Source organism: Pelosinus sp. sgz500959 (genome assembly GCF_042610375.1).
Lineage (GTDB): Bacteria > Bacillota > Negativicutes > DSM-13327 > DSM-13327 > CTSoil-075.
In genome coordinates this window covers 1-19,517 of sequence record NZ_JBGJZL010000011.1, presented here as the reverse complement: position 1 = coordinate 19,517, position 19,517 = coordinate 1, and the positions used below count along the sequence as shown (strand labels likewise).

Below are 19,517 nucleotides of genomic sequence, written 5' to 3'. Positions count from 1 at the left end.
TTCTTGTGTATAAAATTCTTGTTAAAAAACAATTGGCGCCGAGCGTTCAACTTTTTGAGGTAGAGGCACCACTCATTGCGAGAAAAGCTCAACCAGGTCAATTTGTCATTTTGCGGATTAATGAAGATGGGGAACGTATTCCTCTCACAATTGCTGATTTTAATCGCGAGACAGGTACAATTACGATTATTTTCCAAGAAGTAGGCGCTTCTACGGTGGAATTAGGCCTTTTAAATGAAGGTGAATTTCTATTAGACTTAGTTGGACCATTAGGTAAACCAACTCATATTGAAAAAATGGGAACCATTGTCTGTGTCGGTGGTGGTATTGGTATTGCACCTGTATATCCTATTGCTCGGGGTATGAAGGAAGCTGGTAATGAAGTCATTTCTATTATTGGCGCTCGCTCTGAAGATATTTTAATTTATGAGGAAGAAATGGCAGCTGTCAGTGATGAACTTATTATCACAACGGATGATGGTTCAAAAGGCCGCAAAGCCCTTGTAACTCAGCCACTGAAGGAACTCTTAGATTCTGATAAAAATATTAGCCTTGTTGTTGCCATTGGACCTGTAATTATGATGAAATTTGTTGCTGAAACCACCCGTCCTTACGGTGTCCCAACTGTTGTGAGTCTTAACCCAATTATGGTTGATGGTACAGGAATGTGTGGCGGTTGCCGTGTCTCTGTTGGCAATGAAAATAAGTTTGCCTGTGTAGATGGTCCAGAATTTGATGGACATAAAGTAGATTTTGACGTACTTATGTCTCGCCAACGTATGTATAAACCTCATGAAAAACAACATAGTGAACATAGTGCTGGTAAACGGGAAGGAGGATGCAAATGTCACTCTCACTAACAAAACATCCAATGCCTGAACAAGATCCGAAAGTGCGGGCTAAAAACTTTTCAGAAGTTACTCTTGGTTATACACCTGAATTGGCCCAGGCTGAAGCCGAGCGGTGTTTGCAATGTAAAACGGCTCCTTGTCGTAAAGGGTGTCCAGTAGAAATTGATATTCCAGCTTTTATTAAACTGGTTAAAGAAGGGGATATGAATGCCTCGATCGCAAAAATAAATGAAGTAAATGCCCTGCCAGCAGTATGTGGTCGAGTCTGTCCTCAAGAAGAGCAATGTGAAAAACTTTGCGTTTTGGCAAAAAAAGGCGAAGCTGTTGCTATTGGTCGTTTAGAACGTTATGTTGCCGATTATTCTCGCAATCAAGGTCAAACTGCGACTCCTCTTGCGTATGCAGATGATGCGCAAAAAGTGGCTGTTGTTGGCTCTGGCCCTGCAGGCCTCAGTGTTGCAGGTGATTTAGCAAAAATGGGCTATAAGGTCACCATGTTTGAGGCTCTGCATTTACCAGGCGGTGTACTTATGTATGGTATTCCGGAATTTCGTTTGCCGAAAGATGAAGTAGTGCAGGCTGAAATTAATAATTTGCGCAAGCTTGGTGTAGAGATTGTTGTGAACGCTGTTATTGGGAGTACTTTTACCGTTGATGAACTGATGGAAGAAGAAGGTTTTGATGCCGTCTTTATTGGTACAGGTGCTGGCCTTCCTTATTTCATGGAGATACCTGGAGAAAATCTAAATGGTGTATATTCTGCTAATGAATTCTTAACCCGCTGTAACTTAATGAAGGCCTATCGTTTTCCTCAAAGCGGAACACCGATTCATGTAGGAAAAAGAGTTGCTGTCGTTGGTGGCGGCAACGTAGCTATGGATGGTGCTAGAACAGCTCTTCGTCTTGGTGCTGAACATGTATCCATTGTCTATCGTCGTTCAGAAAAAGAGCTACCAGCAAGACTAGAAGAAATACACCATGCAAAAGAAGAAGGCATTGATTTTCAATTGCTGACTGCGCCAACTGCCGTACTAGGCAATGAACAAGGTTGGGTGACTGGTCTACAATGTGTTCGGATGGAACTTGGTGAACCAGATGCTTCAGGGCGTCGCCGTCCGATCGAAGTTTCTGACTCTGAATTTGTACTCGATGTGGATACGGTGATTATTGCCATCGGTCAAGGTCCTAACCCATTAGTACAGTCTACGACTAAGGGACTAGAAACCAACAAAAAAGGTAATATTAATGCCCATGCTGAAACGGGTGCCACTAGTAAACCAGGCGTTTTTGCTGGTGGTGATATTGTCACAGGTGCCGCTACCGTTATCCTCGCTATGGGGGCTGGTAAGAAAGCTGCAGTGGCTATTGATCAATATTTACAAGAACAAAAAGCGAGTAAATAATGTAATCTGCACCCATCTACTTGATTCATGAGTAGATGGGTGTATATTTTTGCGATAAAGAAAACTTGGCTTCGGTCGAGCCTCAGCGTAGACCAAAGTCTTAGTTGCCCTTACTTGTAATCGAGAAAGTGTTATACTTTCTGATTACGAAATGAAGGATTTTAACATCATTCGTTGAAAACAAAGGTAAAATAGGTAGAATATTGCGGTGCGGGTACTGACTCAGCAACCAGTGATTCAGATTGTAAGGAGTCGTCACATGAAACATTTAATATTACAGCAGTTTTGGGATAGTATACCACACGAAAAGGTACAGCATGTCCGCCGCAAGCTACCTTATTATTTAAAAAAACTCACCGAAGAGCGCGGTAATATAAGTAATATGCCAAAAGGATTCTATGCACGGCGCATTCGAGGTACTGTTGATAAATATAAGTTTCGAATGGCAAATGATGATCGGATTTTGTTTATATATGCTGATGACGTCAAAGGTATTCGGTTGGAAAATAAATGTGGTATTGTACTACTTGCTTACTGTAATCATGATGAACAAATCCGTAAAGGTAGAAATTTTGAAGTCACTGGTAATGAAAAATTTTCTGAATATGATTTTGAAATGGAAGGCTATACAGAAGAAACGGAAAGTATAATTTTTTCTGAAATTGAAGCGAATTATGCAGCCTTAAATTTGATGATTGATCATACGCGCGCTTACCAAGTTGAAGATCACGATTTGGCGCGAATGGCTGAAGATGGAGTGAAAGATTGGCAGTACTATTTAAATAATGAGCAATATAATTGTGTGCAAATCCACGATCGTCCTGTATTTTTATCAGGAGGAGCCGGTACGGGTAAGTCAACGATTGGACTACATAAATTATTTGCACTCAGTAAAAATAAAGATGCAAAATTGGCTTATTTTACCTATACTAAAACATTAAAAACAGATTTTGAAAAAATGTATGATGTGTATCAAACAGACTATAGCAAGAGTAATCCCAATGAATTGATGGCTAAAGTTGAGTTTCATTCACTCAATGACTTTTGTTTTACTAAATTAGGAGTTAAATTTGGAAAGTTAATTGATTTTCGTAAATTTGAGAGTGATTTTTCTACGGAAAATTGGCCGCTCTTTCACAATATGCTCATTCACAAAGTTGATATTTGGCAAGAAATTCGTGGTCTCATCAAAGGGTTTATGGGCAGGTATTGGTTACGCAATGAAGTTTTTGATAATCTAAATAAAAAGATCAGCTTAGGAACCTTAGATTTTTTAATTCATCATAAGTTTATTGCGCAGATCGAAAAAGATCATTATATGGTTATCAAAAATCCACAATCATTGTTTAATGAAAATAATGAGGATATGATTGTTGATTTACTATTGGGAGCTGAACAGGGAAGAGAAGGAATCATCACTGATATTCGACAAATTAAGAAAAAAATGCAAGAAGGGCAATTCCGATCGCCACTTATTTCCAAAGAACTTTATCTGAGTTTGGAGGATGATGATTGTATTTTTAGCAAAGAAGAGCGAAATCAGATTTATTATATTGCAGAAAAGTATCAGGCTTGGTTGGAAAAAGTAAATAAATTTGATGAAAATGACCTGGCTCGCAGGATGCTGGTTATGATCAAAGAGGGCAAAATAAAACCTAATTATGATTATGTGATGGTGGATGAAGTTCAGGATTTAAGTGAACTTCAAATTTATTTACTCTTATCTTTAAAACGCGACAATGGTCATTTTAATGATTTCTTTTTTAGTGGTGATATTCATCAAATGATCAATCCCACCTATTTTAGTTTTAGTCGGCTACGAATGCCCTTTCATTATCATCATGTGGAAAAAGAACTTCAGTTACTTGAAAAAAACTATCGTAGTCAAGCACACATCGTAACATTGAGTAATAAAATGGGTGAATTGTGTAAGAGTTATATTGGAGCTAAAGATAACTTTAGTTCCATTCCTTTGCAAAATCCAGGGAATCTACCTTTTTGGTTAATGCCAACAGCAGATAATGAACGAGAGTTATTTTCGACCTTACAACGAAAAGATCGTAAATATGCAATTATTGTCGTTCCAAACGAAACAGAAAAAAAACGAATTCAGGAAGAAATGGGAACTGCTGAACGTGTATTTACTGTTCAAGAAATTAAAGGTTTAGAATATGACTATGTGGTATGTGTCAACATGCTGACGCCTTTTTTGAGTGAATGGCAAGATATTATGGCAGGTCAGGGCAAAAAGAATGCCAAGTATCGTTATTATTTCAATATCTTTTATGTGGCCTTAACTCGTGCAAAACGAAATTTATGCATTTATGAAGAACAGATTGATCATCCCTTATTGTCACAGCTCAGAGACTATTTTCAAATCATAAAAACTTTTGATTCTGCTTCGATGGAACTAACCAGAAGTGCCAATCGTCAGGAAATCCTCAATGATGCTCGGAATCAAGAACGCCTAGGGAATTATGAGCAAGCCATGCAGGGATATGCTGACATGAATGAACAAATTGGGGTTTTGCGATGTGAGGGGAAAATTTTTCGTGAACAAGGTTTGTATTTGGAGGCGATCAAGAAGTTTTTAGCGGCAGATGAAAATGATGAGGCGTGGCAGCTTGCAGAAGAGTTAGAGGATGATCAAGTTCGTTTATTTGTTTTACTGCAAATTATGACAAGCCCTACGGAAGTAGAAACTATGTTTGTGAAACCTCTTGCTGTCATACATGAAGTCATTGCTCAATCGGTTGATAATCATGACTTTATGAAATTAGTTTATGATAACTATTTAGGACCGAAGTTTCACGAGTATCAAAAAAAATGTGATGATTGTTTACATGGTATTGAAATGGTCAAAAAGGAGTTTGCATCTGATGAGTGAGAAACAGTTGGAAAAATTATTAGATGGGTTTGTAAAAAGCTCACAGAGTTTAAGTTCCTTACAAGAAGGAATTTTGAGTCTACATGGAGTTATGGAAGAATTCCATAAGACTGCAGAAAATTTTGCCTTGAAAAATGAAATAGAAACATTATTACCAAAAGTAAATCAACAGTTTACTCAGGCGAATGATGTGTATTCAACGATTAGTGATAACCTAAAAAAAATACAATTACATACTGAAGAAATGCAAGCCAGAGGTGAAATGTATTCTGAAAATGTTGAGCAATCATGGAAACAACTCAATCATATTCAAGAATATTTACAAAAGTATCTAGATGAGATTATCCCTTTTTATGGAACTCTAGGAACAGAATTAGAGATCGTAGGGGATGCACAACAGTCAACAGAGCTCACAATGAAAAACATGCATACTGATATGAACAAAATATTAAATATGCATAGTGAATTGACTCGAAAATTAGAGCAGCATAAGGAACTTTTAAGCCATACTGGAGCGCAACAACAGGATGTGGTCAGTACTTTTAAAATGATTGGTGAACTGGGTAGTCAATGTGCAGTCCAATCGGCAGAAACCTTTGCTGAGTTAAAAGAAATCAGTACCTACCTAAAGCAATATACCCAAGAAATGGTACCCGCTTATCAATCTTTACAGGCTGAAGTAGAGCAGTTAAAGGGCATGCAGAATGGAATGGTTGAGGTTGCTCATGAGATCAGTAGCAGTGTTCGTGATATGAATGTGATGCAGCAAGAATTGCAGTTGCAAATGATAGAGTATCGGCGCATGATGTCTGAAACAAAAGAAATGCAAGGTGAACTGCTCAGTATTGCACAAAAAAATTTGGCGATGAATGCTTTTGTTGAAAAAATGAAAGCGACTGATCAAGTAGCAAATGAATACTTTACGAACATATGTGAAAAATGGCAACAAGAACATTTAAATGCAGCTGTTGAGAAGTGGGCAGAAGAAAATTTAGATGAAGTCATTTTGAAAAAAATAAAAGGTGCTTTAGGTTTACGCTGGAAATAAGGAGTGGGTAATAATATTGTAATTCCACATTTTTTAGCAGGATAAACCATATTGTAGAGAGAATAAAAGTGAGTAAGAAATAGTAATTTTTATGACTATATCTGTCATACCAAGATCATAGTCGAGATAGGATGCAGGAGGGGTATTATGGAAAATGGAGATAGAACATTTAGATTAGTGACACGCAGTGATTTCGATGGATTGGTTTGTGCAGTATTGTTAAAAGAACTTAATATACTAAAAGAAATTAAATTTGTTCATCCAAAAGACATGCAAGATGGTAAGATTGCAGTCACGGAGAATGATATCACTACAAATTTACCCTATGTTCCAGGCGTATATTTGGCTTTCGATCATCATTTAAGCGAGACATTCCGTGTAAAGGGACACCCAGAGAATCATATTATCAATCCTGATGCTCCATCAGCAGCGCGTGTTGTTTATGAATATTTTGGTGGACGCGAACGATTCCCTCAGGTCTCTGAAGATATGATGGTAGCGGTGGATAAAGCGGATTCAGCTCAGTACAATTTAGAAGAAGTATTGAATCCAACCGATTGGGCACTACTCAATTTTTTAATGGATGCTCGGACTGGACTTGGAAGATTTAGAGAATTTAGAATATCAAACTATAATTTGATGATGGAACTGATTGATTATTGCCGCACGAATACAATTGATGAAATCATGTTATTACCTGATGTGCAAGAGCGAGTCGATCTTTATTTTGAGCATGCGGAAAAGTTTAAAGAACAGATTAAGCGTTGTGCAACAGTTCATAATAATTTAGTTGTTTTAGATTTACAGCAGGAAGAAATTATTTATAGTGGTAATCGCTTTATGGTTTATGCATTATTTCCGGAGTGTAATATTTCAATCCACAGAATGTGGGGATTCCAAAAGCAAAATACGGTGTTTACAGTTGGTAAGTCCATTTTCAATCGTACATCCAATACCAATATTGGCGAGCTAATGCTTAAATACGGTGGAGGCGGACATCTCAATGCCGGAACTTGTCAAGTTAATCATAATCAGGCTGATCTTGTGTTACAAGAACTCATTGAAAAAATAAACGCTGACGCTTAAATTTTTAATTTACATATGGCATACTAACCGCCTTTTATATATGGGGACTGCTCACAAGATAGATTTGAGAGGAAGACTTTCAAACTTATTTTATGAGTAGCTCTATATAAGACTGGGCGGTTATTTGTTGTACAATCAAAATAGTATCAAGTAACCATGGTTAAGGTTTTGCTTATTGTTAGTTCTGTTTGACATAATACAGGAAAAATAAAAAAAATATCGAATGATACAGAAAAAGGGCATTATAAGGAGTGGGCATCATGGTTCGACGGGCATCTTCAATTGCTTTTAAAATTACGATGGTTTATGCAGTAACCAGTATTTTATGGATTTTACTATCAGATCGTGTATTACATTATTTTATTTCCGATCCAGTGTCAGTTATTACTATTGAAATTGTAAAGGGCTGGTTATTTGTTGGGATTACTGCAGTATTACTTTATCGATTAATTTTTCAGCATATGAAGATTATTGTGGAATCAGAGCAAAAATTACAAGAAAAACATGAAGAAACGATGCTAGCTTATGAAGAATTAATTGCCCAAGAAGAAGAGTTAAAGCAACAATTTGATGAAATATTGAATCGTGAAGAGCAAGTTAGCCGTCGAAATGAGTGTTTATATGCCTTACATGAAGCTTCTCTCATTTTAGTACAGGAGTATAAGGTACAAGATCCTTTTGCCATTGTCGTAAGTAAAATGATGGCATTAAGTGGTGCCCAATTTGGTTATATTTATTTACTTGATAAAAATGATATGCTGATGAAATCTAAAGTCATTGATGGATTTTCTGTAGATGAAATTAAGACCAGTGTAAAAAAAGGTGAAGGGTTAATCGGCCAAGTATGGAAAAATGAAGAAACACTCGTCATTGATCATTATCACAAATGGGAAGATCGATTGACAGGTCACCCTTATAATCTTTTGCGTACAGCGATTGGGCTCCCTTTAAAAGCAGGGGGAGAAGTCATTGGTGTATTTAGTATGAACTATACGGAGCATCATGTATTTGATAAAGAAGAACGACTCATGTTAGACAGTTTTGCCGAATTAGCATCCATTGCCTTAGTCAATCTGTTGCTCCATGAAGAATTACAAACGAGTCAAAAACGTAATCAAGCCTTGATTGATGCATTGCCAGACTCTATTTTTCAATTGGATCAACATGGAACGTTACTTGATTATAAAAAGGGCAAAGAATTAGAATGGGCGATAGACATGCAGGGAAGAATTGGAGAGAAAATAGAAACTTTTTTATTGCCAGAATATTCATCAATACTCATGGATAACATAGAAAAAACTCTTTTGACAGGGGTTACCCAAGTTTTTGAATATCAACAGATTGAACAAGGTGTTTTGAAATACCAAGAAATACGAATATTGAAAAGCGGTATAAATGAAGTCATTGCTATTGCTAGAGAAATCACGACACGCAAAGAACTGGAGTGTAAGCTTCAGTATTATGCACTGCATGATAAGGTGACAGGGCTATATAATCGATCCTATTTTGAAGAAAAAATTCAACAATTAAGTGACAGTTGTCAAGTTCCTATTGGCATTATTATGTGCGATATTGATGGCTTGAAATTAGTAAATGATACCTTTGGCCATCAAGCTGGGGATGAATTATTAATGAGCGCTGTTAAAATAATTGAAAGTTGTTTGTCGGCGAAAGATGAGATAGCGCGTGTCGGTGGCGATGAGTTTGCCATTTTGTTGCCGAATAAAGATCAGATAGAAGTTGAAAATGTCTGTCATAAGATCCGAGAGTGCGTTAGCCAATTTCGTAAGGATAATCTTAAAATACCAATGAGTATTTCCCTAGGGATAGGTCTGCGCAGCCAGCCAGAACAAAGTTTATATGAAGTATTTAAGATTGCTGATGATAACATGTACCGCGAAAAATTACATAGTAGCCAAAGCATTAGAAGTTCTATTGTTCAGACCCTTGCAAAGGCATTAGAAGCGCGTGATTTTGTTACCAGTGGTCATGCTGATCGATTACAATATTTGATTGTGGAATTAGCAATGGCAATCGGGTTATCCGATAGTCGGCTATCAGACTTACGTTTATTTGGTCGTTTTCATGATATTGGGAAAGTTGGTATACCTGATGAAATTTTATTTAAGCCAGGGCGCTTAACTGATAGTGAGTTTGAGATTATGAAACGTCATTGTGAAATTGGTTATCGTATTGCTCAGTCTTCCGGTGAGTTGGCCCCTATTGCTGACTGGATACTCAAACATCAGGAATGGTGGAATGGACAAGGTTATCCACTGGGCATTAAAGGCGAAGCCATACCACTTGCTTGTCGTATTTTATCCATTGTCGACGCTTATGACGCAATGACAAATGAGCGTCCTTATCGTGATGCGATATGCCATGATGATGCAATCGCTGAAATTGAACGATGTGTTGGTACTCAGTTTGATCCTAATTTAGTTGAAATCTTTAAAAATATAGTTGCTAAAACTCTTGACTTAGGAGCTGAGAGGCACCAAGTTATCATGAGAGAAATCGCTGCTACAAATCATCAACTTATCGATACTACAAAAGAATGTTAAGATTTAAAATCTCTATTTTACTAGTAAACTAGTTAGGTAGAGGTTTTTTGAGTTTTGTGGCATAATAGGATTATTATCCTGTTGTGGAGGTCCTAATGATTTTTGTAATTGATAACTATGATTCCTTTGTATATAATCTAATCCAATATCTTGGTGAACTTGGACAGGATATTAAGGTAGCGCGTAATGATAAAATTAGTATTTCAGAAATTGAGAATTTGGCACCTACTCATATTTTAATTTTTCAGCACCATTAACAGTCCCTTCTTTTGACTTATATCGTTATTTGCGCTATAGTAATCCTGCTCCTTTTGCTGCTTATTTACATTTTCCTGAAGTGGTGGTAGCGAGTGCATCCCCTGAGCGATATTTGCTTTTGCAAGATAGAATGGTTGAAGCTAGGCCTATAAAAGGTACAAGACCTCGTGGTATTGACGAACAGTCTGATCAACACTTACGGCAAGAACTTTTAAGCAGCGAGAAAGATCAAGCAGAACTGATTATGATTATTGACCTAGAACGTAATGATTTAGGGCGGGTATGTGAATATGGCAGTGTCTGCGTGCCAGATCTCATTCGCTTAGAGGAGTACGCTACGGTTTTTCATTTGGTATCGACAGTGATAGGTCGGCTTTCTAAAAATAAGGATATTATCGATGTGATCATGGCTTCTTTTCTTGGAGGGTCGATCACGGGGGCACCAAAAGTACGGGCTATGGAAATTATTGCAGAACAAGAGTCTATACAACGGGGAATTTATACAGGTTCTATTGGTTATATTGACTTTAATGGTGATGCAGATTTGAATATTGTCATTCGTACATTGATTATAAAAGATGGACAAGCTAATTTTTACGTTGGTGGCAGAATTGTTGCTGATTCTGTACCTGAATTAGAATATCAGGAAACCTTGGATAAAGGACGGGCATTAATGGGTGCTTTAGGCTACAAGGTGTAAGGAGAGTATAATGCAGGATAATTGGATCTATCTAAATGATAAAATGGTTCTGGAAAGTGAGGCTAGCATTTCGCCCTTCGATCATGGCTTTTTATACGGTCATGGTTTATTTGAAACCATGCGCGTTTATCAAGGTAACGTTTTTTGTTTAGAGGAACATTTGAAACGTCTCCATGCTAGTAGTCTTGTATTAGGATGGCCTGAATGGTTTGATGCTGAAGTATTATCTTCTGCCATTTATCAGACGTTAGAAAAAAATAAACTGCAAGAGGCTTCCCTTCGTCTTACTGTAACCCGGGGGATTGGTGCGAGTCGTCCCGATCCATCAACCTGTGGGCAAGTAACGGTTGCTGTCTTTGCTTATCCCATTCAGCTTCTTGGTGCTGACGTGTACGAGCAAGGGTGGAGTATGGTTACAGCGAGCATAAGGCGCAACCTCACTTCACCCTTATGTGGCCTTAAAGTTGCCAATTATCTTGATCATATCTTGGCGAAATCCGAAGCGCGGCATAAAGGAGCAAACGAAGCCTTATTACTTAATACAAAGGGGAATGTTGCCGAAGGTACAATGTGCAATGTTTTTTTTGTAATTGATGATCGCTTGATTACTCCTGATGAAAAGAGTGGGCTGCTGCCAGGTATTACTCGTGCCCTTGTGCTAAAAATTGCCTATCAGGCAGGTCTTAGGGTAGAAGAACGACAAGTTGATCCTGATGAACTATTAGGAATATCCGAAATGTTTATTACCAGTTCATTGCTTGAAATTATGGCTGTGACCATATTAGACCAACGTATCGTCAAAGATGGTCGCCCCGGTAAGATAACGAAATTATTACAAAAAGAATATAAAATTAAGACTGAGAGGAGTCAGAGCGCAACCTAGCGCCAATTAAGAATGAATTTTGTTGCAATTGATTTTGAAACTGCCAACGCCAGCCGTTCAAGTGTATGTAGTTTGGCAGCTGTTACTGTAGAAAATGGACAGATTGTCCGTTCAGCTTATTCGTTAATCCGTCCTCCTGTAATGAAATTTGATTATCGTAATATCGAAGTACATGGTATTCAGCCCGAAGATGTGATGCATAAACCAACGTTTGATCAATTATGGGAGCGTATTTGTCCTCATATTGAAAATAAAATTGTTCTGGCCCATAATGCTGCTTTTGATATCAGTGTATTGCGCAGTATTTTGCAAACGTATTCCTTACCAGTGCCTACTATGAAATATGCTTGTACGGTACAAATTGCAAAAAAAACATGGCCCGGTGAAGATAATTATAAGCTCAATACACTAGCCCAAAGATTCAATATTGATTTTGAACACCATAATGCTCTTCACGATGCCCGCACATGTGCAAAAATTGCCATTTTGGCTGGGCGAGAATTAAGAATTAATAACTTTTTACAGTTAATGCATATATTAAAGCTACCCGTCAAAGATTTTGCATAAAGTAGCATAAACTTGACAAATACTATGTCTTATGAGTATATTATAGGTGATATATTTCGATAAGCTATGATAGGGAGGAGTACCCTGTGACCGCCGTTCAGAGAAGAGATCCGTGGCTGAAAGATCTCTCGGAGTGGAATAGGGGAAGGTAGTCCTTGAGCTGCAGCGCTGAACTGATAGTAAGTGTTGCCGGTATGCCCCGTTATGGCAGTAGAGTCCGCGTAGGCATTTTCTATGGCTATTGGCGGTAAAACAAGGTGGTACCACGAGAGTATGCTCTTTCGTCCTTTTAGGATGAGAGGGCTTTTTATTTTTGTATAATAACGAGGAGGCGCTAATTTTGACAGAAAAGAATATTCCAACAGTATACGATCCCCAGGCAGTAGAAGAAAAATGGTATAAATATTGGGAAGATCATGGTTTATTTCATGATGAAGTGGATAAAGGGAAAAAGCCTTTTAGTATTGTGATTCCGCCACCAAATGTAACAGGACAACTTCATATGGGACATGCCCTAGATAATGCTCTGCAAGATATTCTGATTCGTTTTCGCCGAATGCAAGGTTATAATACCTTATGGATGCCAGGTACAGATCATGCTGGCATTGCTACGCAAATTAAGGTTGAAGAAATGCTGGCGCAAGATGGTATTACCCGCCATGATTTAGGCAGAGAAAAATTTATCGAAAAAGTATGGGAATGGAAAGAACAATATGGGGATCGGATTATTAAACAATTAAAAAGTTTAGGGGCTTCTTGTGATTGGCAGCGAGAACGGTTTACGATGGATGAGGGCTGCTCTAAGGCCGTGCGGGAAGTGTTTGTGTCCCTCTATGAGAAAGGTCTTATTTATCAAGGAAATCGTATCACCAATTGGTGTCCACGCTGCAATACGGCCTTAAGTGATATTGAAGTTGAGCATGAAGACAAACCAGGTCATCTATATCATGTTCGTTATCCTGTGGAAGGGTGTTCAGGAGAATTTTTGAGTGTGGCGACGACTCGTCCAGAAACGATTTTGGGTGATACGGCTGTTGCTGTCAATCCAGAGGATATACGATATAGCCATTTAATTGGTAAGAACTTAATTTTACCTTTAGTAGGACGTTCTATTCCAGTGATTGCTGATGAATATGTAGATCAGGCTTTTGGTACAGGAGCTGTAAAAATTACTCCAGCTCATGATCCGAATGACTTTGAAATGGGACTTCGTCATAAGCTGCCGCAAATCGTTGTCATTACCAATGACGGAACTATGGCAGCAGAGACTGGCAAATATGCGGGAATGGATCGTTACGAGTGTCGTAAGGCATTAGTAAACGATCTAAAAGAAGAAGGTTATTTGGTCAAAATTGATGATCATCAACACGCAGTCGGTCATTGTCAACGTTGTACCACAGTTGTAGAACCACTGGTTTCGAAACAATGGTTTGTTAATATGCAGTCTTTAGCTGATCCTGCGATTGAAGCTGTAAATTCAGGTAAAATTCAATTTGTGCCTGAACGTTTTACCAAAACTTATATTAACTGGATGGATAATATTCGTGATTGGTGCATCTCACGACAAATTTGGTGGGGACATCGCATTCCTGCTTGGTATTGTGAATGTGGTGCAACCATTGTAGCACGAGAAGATATTACAGTTTGTCCTACATGTGGTAGCCATAGTATTCAGCAAGATTCTGATGTATTAGACACTTGGTTTAGTTCGGGATTATGGCCTTTCTCTACCATGGGGTGGCCTGAGGACACAGATGAATTGCAGCAGTTTTATCCAACCAGTGTACTTGTGACTGGTTATGATATAATTTTCTTTTGGGTAGCTCGAATGATTATGATGGGGCTAGAATTCAAAAAAGAAATTCCGTTTAAACATGTATTTATTCATGGATTAGTTCGAGATTCTCAGGGGCGCAAAATGAGTAAGTCTTTGGGCAATGGTATTGATCCATTAGAAGTCATTGAAAAAAATGGTGCTGATACTCTGCGCTTCACTTTAGTAACAGGAAATACTCCGGGCAATGATATGCGTTTTTATTGGGAACGAGTAGAGTCAAGCCGCAATTTTGCAAATAAACTCTGGAATGCTTCTCGCTTTGTACTAATGAATCTAGAAGATGTGGACCAGGTTTCTAAGTTAGAAAGTTATGGAGTGACTGCGCGAGAAAATAATAGTTTTACTTTAGCTGATCGATGGATTTTAAGTCGTTTTGGCAAAACTGTGACTGAAGTTACACGGAATTTGGAACGTTTTGAACTCGGTGAAGCAGCGCGTCTCTTGTACGAATTTATTTGGAATGAGTATTGCGATTGGTATATCGAAATGGCTAAGGCGCGACTCTATAACAAAGAAGATGTTTCGGCTAGAACAACAGCCCAGTATGTATTATGGTATGTCCTGGAGAAAACATTAAAACTGTTACATCCATTTATGCCTTTTATCACTGAAACAATTTGGCAACACTTACCTCATGAAGGTCATAGTATTATGGTAGCTGAGTGGCCCGCTGAGGAATCAAGTTTACTTGATGAGCAAGCAGAACAACAGATGAATACCATCATGGATGCCATTAAAGCCATTCGTAATATGCGGGCTGAAGTCAATGTACCGCCAGGCAAAAAAAGCGAAGTTATTTTGCAAGTTGTTACTGCTGAATTGCAAACTGTCTTTGCTAGCAATTTACAGTATGTAAAAACAATGGCAGCCGCTGATCCGATTACAATGCTTAGCCCTGAGGCGGGGAAACCTGAAAATGCCATGACAGCTGTTGTCAATGGTGTAGAGATCTATATGCCTCTTAAAGGGATGATTGATGTGGAAAAAGAAACATTACGTCTTAATAAAGAATTGGCAGGTCTTGATAAAGAATTGGCGCGCATTGCGGGCAAACTTTCCAACGAAGCTTTTGTTGCAAAAGCTCCACCTGAAGTCATTGCAAAAGAAAAAGCCAAAGCTGGAGAATACCAAGAGAAACAACAAGCGATTCAAGAACGATTGGTCTATTTAGCTAGTATATAATGATAAGGGCGGGTGTTACACCCGCCTATTTTACACAAAGGATGTGATGATGATGACCTATGAGGAATCTTTGCATTATTTGGCTAATTTATGTAAATTTGGTATTAATTTAGGCTTGGTTAGGATTGAAAAACTTCTTGAGATGATGGATCATCCAGAGAAAAAATTTAAAACAATTCATATTACGGGAACCAATGGGAAGGGGTCAACAACAGCGATGTTGGCATCTATATTAAGGTCTGCCAACATAAAAACAGGGATGTATACGTCTCCCCACCTTGCTCACTATACAGAGCGTATGATGGTCAATGGACAACAAATAACTCCTGAGCAGTTTGCAAAAACCATTAAGTATACAAGTCAATTTGTGGAAAAGATAGCCGAAGATGGGTTTGGACATCCAACAGAATTTGAAGTATTAACAGCAGCAGCTTTTCACTATTTTGCAACATGTGGAGTGGAATATGCTGTAATTGAAGTCGGGTTAGGCGGATTGTTAGATTCGACCAATGTCATTGTGCCAGAAGTGTCTGTAATTACGAATGTTACCCTAGATCATATTGATAAATGTGGTCATACAATTTCTCAGATCGCAACTCATAAGGCTGGAATTATTAAACAAGGGGTGCCGATTGTTACAGGAGCGCAAGGGGAAGCTTTCGATATTATTAAAGAATTTTCACAAGAAAAATCAGCCAAGCTGTATCGCTATGGCCATGATTTCTCTGCAACTTTTGCTGGTTTGATCGAACATCGTCAAAATGTTGTAATCGAAGATGAGGAACAAGGAAATATAGGGACCTTTACAGTTAGTTTATTAGGTCATCACCAAGTGGATAATTGTGCAATTGCTGTGAAGACCGCATTTGTCTTAGCCAAAGAAGAAGAGCGTATTACCTTGTCTGCTCTGAAAAAAGGACTCTTAGAAGTATGTTGGCCTGGACGGTTTGAGGTCATTCCAGGACAACCAACGATTATTATTGATGGAGCTCACAATCAGGATGGCGCAAGAGGGCTACGTAAAAATTTGAATGAATTCTATGGACAAAAAGAAATTGTTTTTTTACTGGGGATTTTGCAAGATAAAGATGTGGCAGCCATTCTTAGAGAACTAATTTACCCTGTTGATAAAGTTGTGGTGGTTGCACCTTTATCCGAACGAGCTGGAGAACCCCAAGAGATTGCCAAGCAAATACAGGCAGTTCATGTAGAGACAGCTAATTCGATTTCAGCAGGCTTAGAACAGACGCGCCTTCTCGCAGGAGAAAATGGTGTGATTTGTGTTGCAGGTTCCTTATATTTAGTTGGAGCAGCAAGGCAGATAATATGTACGTAGACAAAAGATTTATTGTCCGATATAATAAGCAATATATAATCTAGTAGTTGTAATTTTGTGATTATAATTACTATTAGACAGGTGAAATTGTGAATATGACATATAAAACTGCTCAAACTCAATATTATTTGGATTATTTAATTGAGCACTGCATTTTGGCGGTGACCTTTTTTTTGCCACTCTCCCTCCCCATCAGTAGTGGTTTTTTAGGCTTTGGTGCAGTACTTTGGCTTAGTAAAATGATAGTGAAGAGAAAAATGGATTTTAAACGTACGCCATTTGATGTAGTCATTGGTTTACTGGTTGTTCTAGCGGCATTTTCCATATATGCATCGCCAGATCGTGGATTTAGTTTTTATAACTATTATAATTTAATGGGACGTTATGTTCTTATTTACTATTTAGTAGTGAATAATATTAGCTCTGCAGCTCAAATAAAACGTATTATTTGGGTTATGCTAACATCAGCTTTGATGGTCACACTCTATGGATTCTATCAATATTTATTTGGCATTAATATTTCAGCCAATGAGTGGGTTGATGGAGAACAATTTCCAGATCTTAAAATGAGGGTTTTTTCAACATTAGAAAATCCTAATTTATTGGCTGGCTTTCTAGTGACGATGATGGCGATCGGTGCGAGTATGGGCTATAAAACTCCGAGCGTAGGCGGAAAAATTTTATTATTTTCTTTAGTGGCAATGTTTGGAACTTGCCTGGTTTTGACCTATTCACGAGGAGCATGGCTGAGTTTATTAGCTGTCATTGGTGTGTATGGTTTATTATGTAATCGGAAAATTTTCTGGTTGCTCATTCTTCTGCCTATTGTGATGCTTTTTTGTCATGATGCAGTGTTAGAAAGAATTATGTCTATTATGAATCCCACTGATACTTCGTCGACTTTGAGGTTAGCATTATGGGAGAGTACAATTGCTATGATTGTAGATAAGCCTCTCCTTGGCATTGGTTGGGGCTCCTATTGGCTCGTATATCCTGAATATGATTTTTTCTTAAATAATCCTAATATCAAAATATTTCATGCACATAATATGTATTTAAATATTGCGGCTGAAATCGGTATTCCAGGCTTACTCGCTTTTTTGACGATCATGTATGGTCATGTACGTTTGGCCTTATCGATGCTTCAAGGTTCATTTGAATGTTGGTTATCAGGGTTGATGTTAGGAATTATTGCGGCGATTGGCGGTATTATTATTAATGGTCTTACAGATTATGTCCTGTTTAATATCCAATTATCAATGCTATATTGGCTATTAAATGGACTCATTGTTGTTGTATGGCAGCAAAGTCATCAAAGGCAAAAACAAGATATTTTACTAAAAAATGTAATGTAAAAATTTTCAAATAAAAACAATTATTTCATTAAATGTAAAAAAATAATTAATATAATATTTAGAATAAACAAATAAAACACAAAAAATGCTTTCTGTATATACAAAAACTGTAAGTATACGTGTATACATAGCTAAAAATACAAAAAAAAAAAATATATATAGTTTTTATGCAGGAGTTTTTGGGTTATGTGACAAATTGTACATACTATGGAAGCATAGAAGTTACAAAACTTTGATACAGGCCGATGACTCCTGAAAATCAGAGGAGGGTTTTTTGTTGAAAGATAATAATGATAAAAATGTAATTTCGAAGGCGACCATAGATCGTCTGCCCTTATATTTTAGAACTCTTAGGCTGAGTCAAGAAGAAGGTATGGAAATCATTTCTTCTGAAGAACTCGGGCACCGTTTAGGAATTACTCCTGAACAAATTCGTAAAGACTTGGCATCTTTTGGTCAGTTTGGTAAAAAGGGTGTTGGTTACTATATACGAGAGCTCATTGTCAATGTGGGGAAAATCTTAGGATTGGATAATAATTGGCATATAGCTGTAGTTGGTGTAGGGCATTTAGGTTGGGCCTTAGCTCACTATCGTAACTTTGATTCTCTTGGGTTCAAATTGACAGCTTTATTTGATGTTGACCCTAATAAAATTGGGCAATGTATAAAAGGTGTGCAAGTTTCAAGTCTAGATTGTTTAGAAGAGGTGATGACGGAGCAAACTATCCATATCGGAATTATTGCTGTTCCAGAAATTTATGCACAAGAAGTTGCTGATAAATTAGTTGCAGCTGGTGTGCGTGGAATATGGAACTTTGCCCCAATGAAAATTCAGGTGCCTGATACTGTACGAGTCATAAATGAAGACTTGTCAGTAGGACTCAGTAGTTTGTCTTTCTATTTGGCGAGACAGACGCAGGTAGAATAATAACTCAAATGTTTGGAGGAAAGTGTTAAAATGATTGATATCAAAGATCGCGTGCGTAATTCTGCGTTACATGCGAAAATCGTGAGTGCTGATGAAGCCGCGGCAGTTATTCAACCAGGAATGAATGTTGGAACAAGTGGGTTCACCCCATCTGGTTATCCGAAAGCAGTACCCTTGGCCTTAGCTGAAAGAATCAAAAAAGAACATTTCCAAATTAACCTTTGGACTGGTGCGTCCGTTGGGAAGGAACTCGATGGAGCTTTGGCCGCGGTTAATGGTATAAATAGACGTTTACCGTATCAGACTAACAATGAAATCCGTAAATCTCTTAATTCTGGTGGCGTTAAGTATTGTGACTTGCATCTAAGTCATACTGCGCAAATGTCTAGATATGGATTTTTGGGTGGAAAAGTAGATGTAGCGATCATTGAAGCTTGCGCTATTACAGAAGAAGGACATATTATTCCAACCACTTCAATGGGTAATTCAGCATCCTTCGTACAAAGCGCTGATATTGTTATTGTAGAAGTCAATACAAGCCAGCCTCTTGCTCTTGAAGGTATGCATGATATATATATTCCAATGGATCCTCCACACCGTCTTCCAATTCCTATTGTAAAAGTGGATGATCG

The 19,517-nt window shown here is 37.9% G+C and carries 14 protein-coding genes, 1 pseudogene and 1 other annotated feature; all 15 genes and pseudogenes read left to right on the top strand.

Annotated elements, in window-relative coordinates; all coding sequences use genetic code 11:
- The first annotated feature begins 5 nt into the window (after positions 1-5).
- Positions 6-860 carry a sulfide/dihydroorotate dehydrogenase-like FAD/NAD-binding protein gene (locus ACAN52_RS16495; protein WP_378956032.1) on the top strand — a complete coding sequence of 285 codons (855 nt, stop codon included), beginning with the start codon at positions 6-8 and terminating at the stop codon, positions 858-860.
- Positions 845-2,254, top strand: coding sequence for an NADPH-dependent glutamate synthase (gltA, locus tag ACAN52_RS16490; protein WP_378956031.1), 1,410 nt, complete (start codon positions 845-847; stop codon positions 2,252-2,254). The genes ACAN52_RS16495 and gltA overlap by 16 nt, the downstream gene beginning before the upstream one ends.
- Positions 2,255-2,513: 259 nt before the next feature.
- Entirely contained in the window at positions 2,514-5,141 is a 2,628-nt protein-coding gene (locus tag ACAN52_RS16485) for a UvrD-helicase domain-containing protein (protein WP_378956029.1), read from the top strand.
- The gene (locus tag ACAN52_RS16480; protein ID WP_378956028.1) at positions 5,134-6,189 is read left to right on the top strand and encodes a hypothetical protein; all 1,056 of its coding nucleotides are present in this window, start codon (positions 5,134-5,136) and stop codon (positions 6,187-6,189) included. The genes ACAN52_RS16485 and ACAN52_RS16480 overlap by 8 nt, the downstream gene beginning before the upstream one ends.
- A gap of 147 nt (positions 6,190-6,336) precedes the next feature.
- Positions 6,337-7,275, top strand: coding sequence for an exopolyphosphatase (locus ACAN52_RS16475; protein ID WP_378956026.1), 939 nt, complete (start codon positions 6,337-6,339; stop codon positions 7,273-7,275).
- A 260-nt stretch (positions 7,276-7,535) separates the two neighbouring features.
- Positions 7,536-9,839 (top strand): diguanylate cyclase domain-containing protein, encoded by a 2,304-nt coding sequence (locus ACAN52_RS16470; protein ID WP_378956025.1) that lies wholly within the window; start codon positions 7,536-7,538, stop codon positions 9,837-9,839.
- Between the two features lie 95 nt (positions 9,840-9,934).
- On the top strand, positions 9,935-10,096 hold the full coding sequence (locus tag ACAN52_RS16465) for a hypothetical protein (protein WP_378956024.1): 162 nt from the start codon (positions 9,935-9,937) through the stop codon (positions 10,094-10,096).
- Positions 10,097-10,125: 29 nt separating this feature from the next.
- A complete protein-coding gene (locus ACAN52_RS16460) occupies positions 10,126-10,797 on the top strand; it encodes an anthranilate synthase component I family protein (RefSeq protein WP_378956023.1) in 672 nt (223 codons plus the stop codon).
- A gap of 10 nt (positions 10,798-10,807) precedes the next feature.
- The gene (locus ACAN52_RS16455) at positions 10,808-11,680 is read left to right on the top strand and encodes an aminotransferase class IV (protein WP_378956022.1); all 873 of its coding nucleotides are present in this window, start codon (positions 10,808-10,810) and stop codon (positions 11,678-11,680) included.
- A gap of 12 nt (positions 11,681-11,692) precedes the next feature.
- Positions 11,693-12,247: a 3'-5' exonuclease gene (locus tag ACAN52_RS16450; RefSeq protein WP_378956021.1), complete on the top strand. Its 555-nt coding sequence runs from the start codon at positions 11,693-11,695 to the stop codon at positions 12,245-12,247.
- Positions 12,248-12,304: 57 nt separating this feature from the next.
- Positions 12,305-12,539 (top strand) — a binding site (T-box leader).
- Positions 12,540-12,587: 48 nt separating this feature from the next.
- Positions 12,588-15,266, top strand: coding sequence for a valine--tRNA ligase (locus ACAN52_RS16445; protein ID WP_378956020.1), 2,679 nt, complete (start codon positions 12,588-12,590; stop codon positions 15,264-15,266).
- 46 nt (positions 15,267-15,312) lie between these two features.
- Entirely contained in the window at positions 15,313-16,602 is a 1,290-nt protein-coding gene (locus tag ACAN52_RS16440) for a bifunctional folylpolyglutamate synthase/dihydrofolate synthase (protein WP_378956019.1), read from the top strand.
- An 89-nt stretch (positions 16,603-16,691) separates the two neighbouring features.
- On the top strand, positions 16,692-17,957 hold the full coding sequence (locus tag ACAN52_RS16435) for an O-antigen ligase family protein (RefSeq protein ID WP_378956018.1): 1,266 nt from the start codon (positions 16,692-16,694) through the stop codon (positions 17,955-17,957).
- A 277-nt stretch (positions 17,958-18,234) separates the two neighbouring features.
- A complete protein-coding gene (locus ACAN52_RS16430; protein WP_378956017.1) occupies positions 18,235-18,885 on the top strand; it encodes a redox-sensing transcriptional repressor Rex in 651 nt (216 codons plus the stop codon).
- 30 nt (positions 18,886-18,915) lie between these two features.
- Positions 18,916-19,517: pseudogene (locus ACAN52_RS16425) on the top strand (acetyl-CoA hydrolase); the annotation flags it as partial.

Coding starts and splice junctions, on each gene's coding strand:
- ACAN52_RS16455 (WP_378956022.1), top strand. CDS start 10,808: ATGCAGGATAATTGGATCTATCTAAATGATAAAATGGTTCTGGAAAGT.
- ACAN52_RS16480 (WP_378956028.1), top strand. CDS start 5,134: ATGAGTGAGAAACAGTTGGAAAAATTATTAGATGGGTTTGTAAAAAGC.
- ACAN52_RS16475 (WP_378956026.1), top strand. CDS start 6,337: ATGGAAAATGGAGATAGAACATTTAGATTAGTGACACGCAGTGATTTC.
- ACAN52_RS16440 (WP_378956019.1), top strand. CDS start 15,313: ATGATGATGACCTATGAGGAATCTTTGCATTATTTGGCTAATTTATGT.
- ACAN52_RS16485 (WP_378956029.1), top strand. CDS start 2,514: ATGAAACATTTAATATTACAGCAGTTTTGGGATAGTATACCACACGAA.
- ACAN52_RS16450 (WP_378956021.1), top strand. CDS start 11,693: ATGAATTTTGTTGCAATTGATTTTGAAACTGCCAACGCCAGCCGTTCA.
- gltA (WP_378956031.1), top strand. CDS start 845: ATGTCACTCTCACTAACAAAACATCCAATGCCTGAACAAGATCCGAAA.
- ACAN52_RS16465 (WP_378956024.1), top strand. CDS start 9,935: ATGATTTTTGTAATTGATAACTATGATTCCTTTGTATATAATCTAATC.
- ACAN52_RS16470 (WP_378956025.1), top strand. CDS start 7,536: ATGGTTCGACGGGCATCTTCAATTGCTTTTAAAATTACGATGGTTTAT.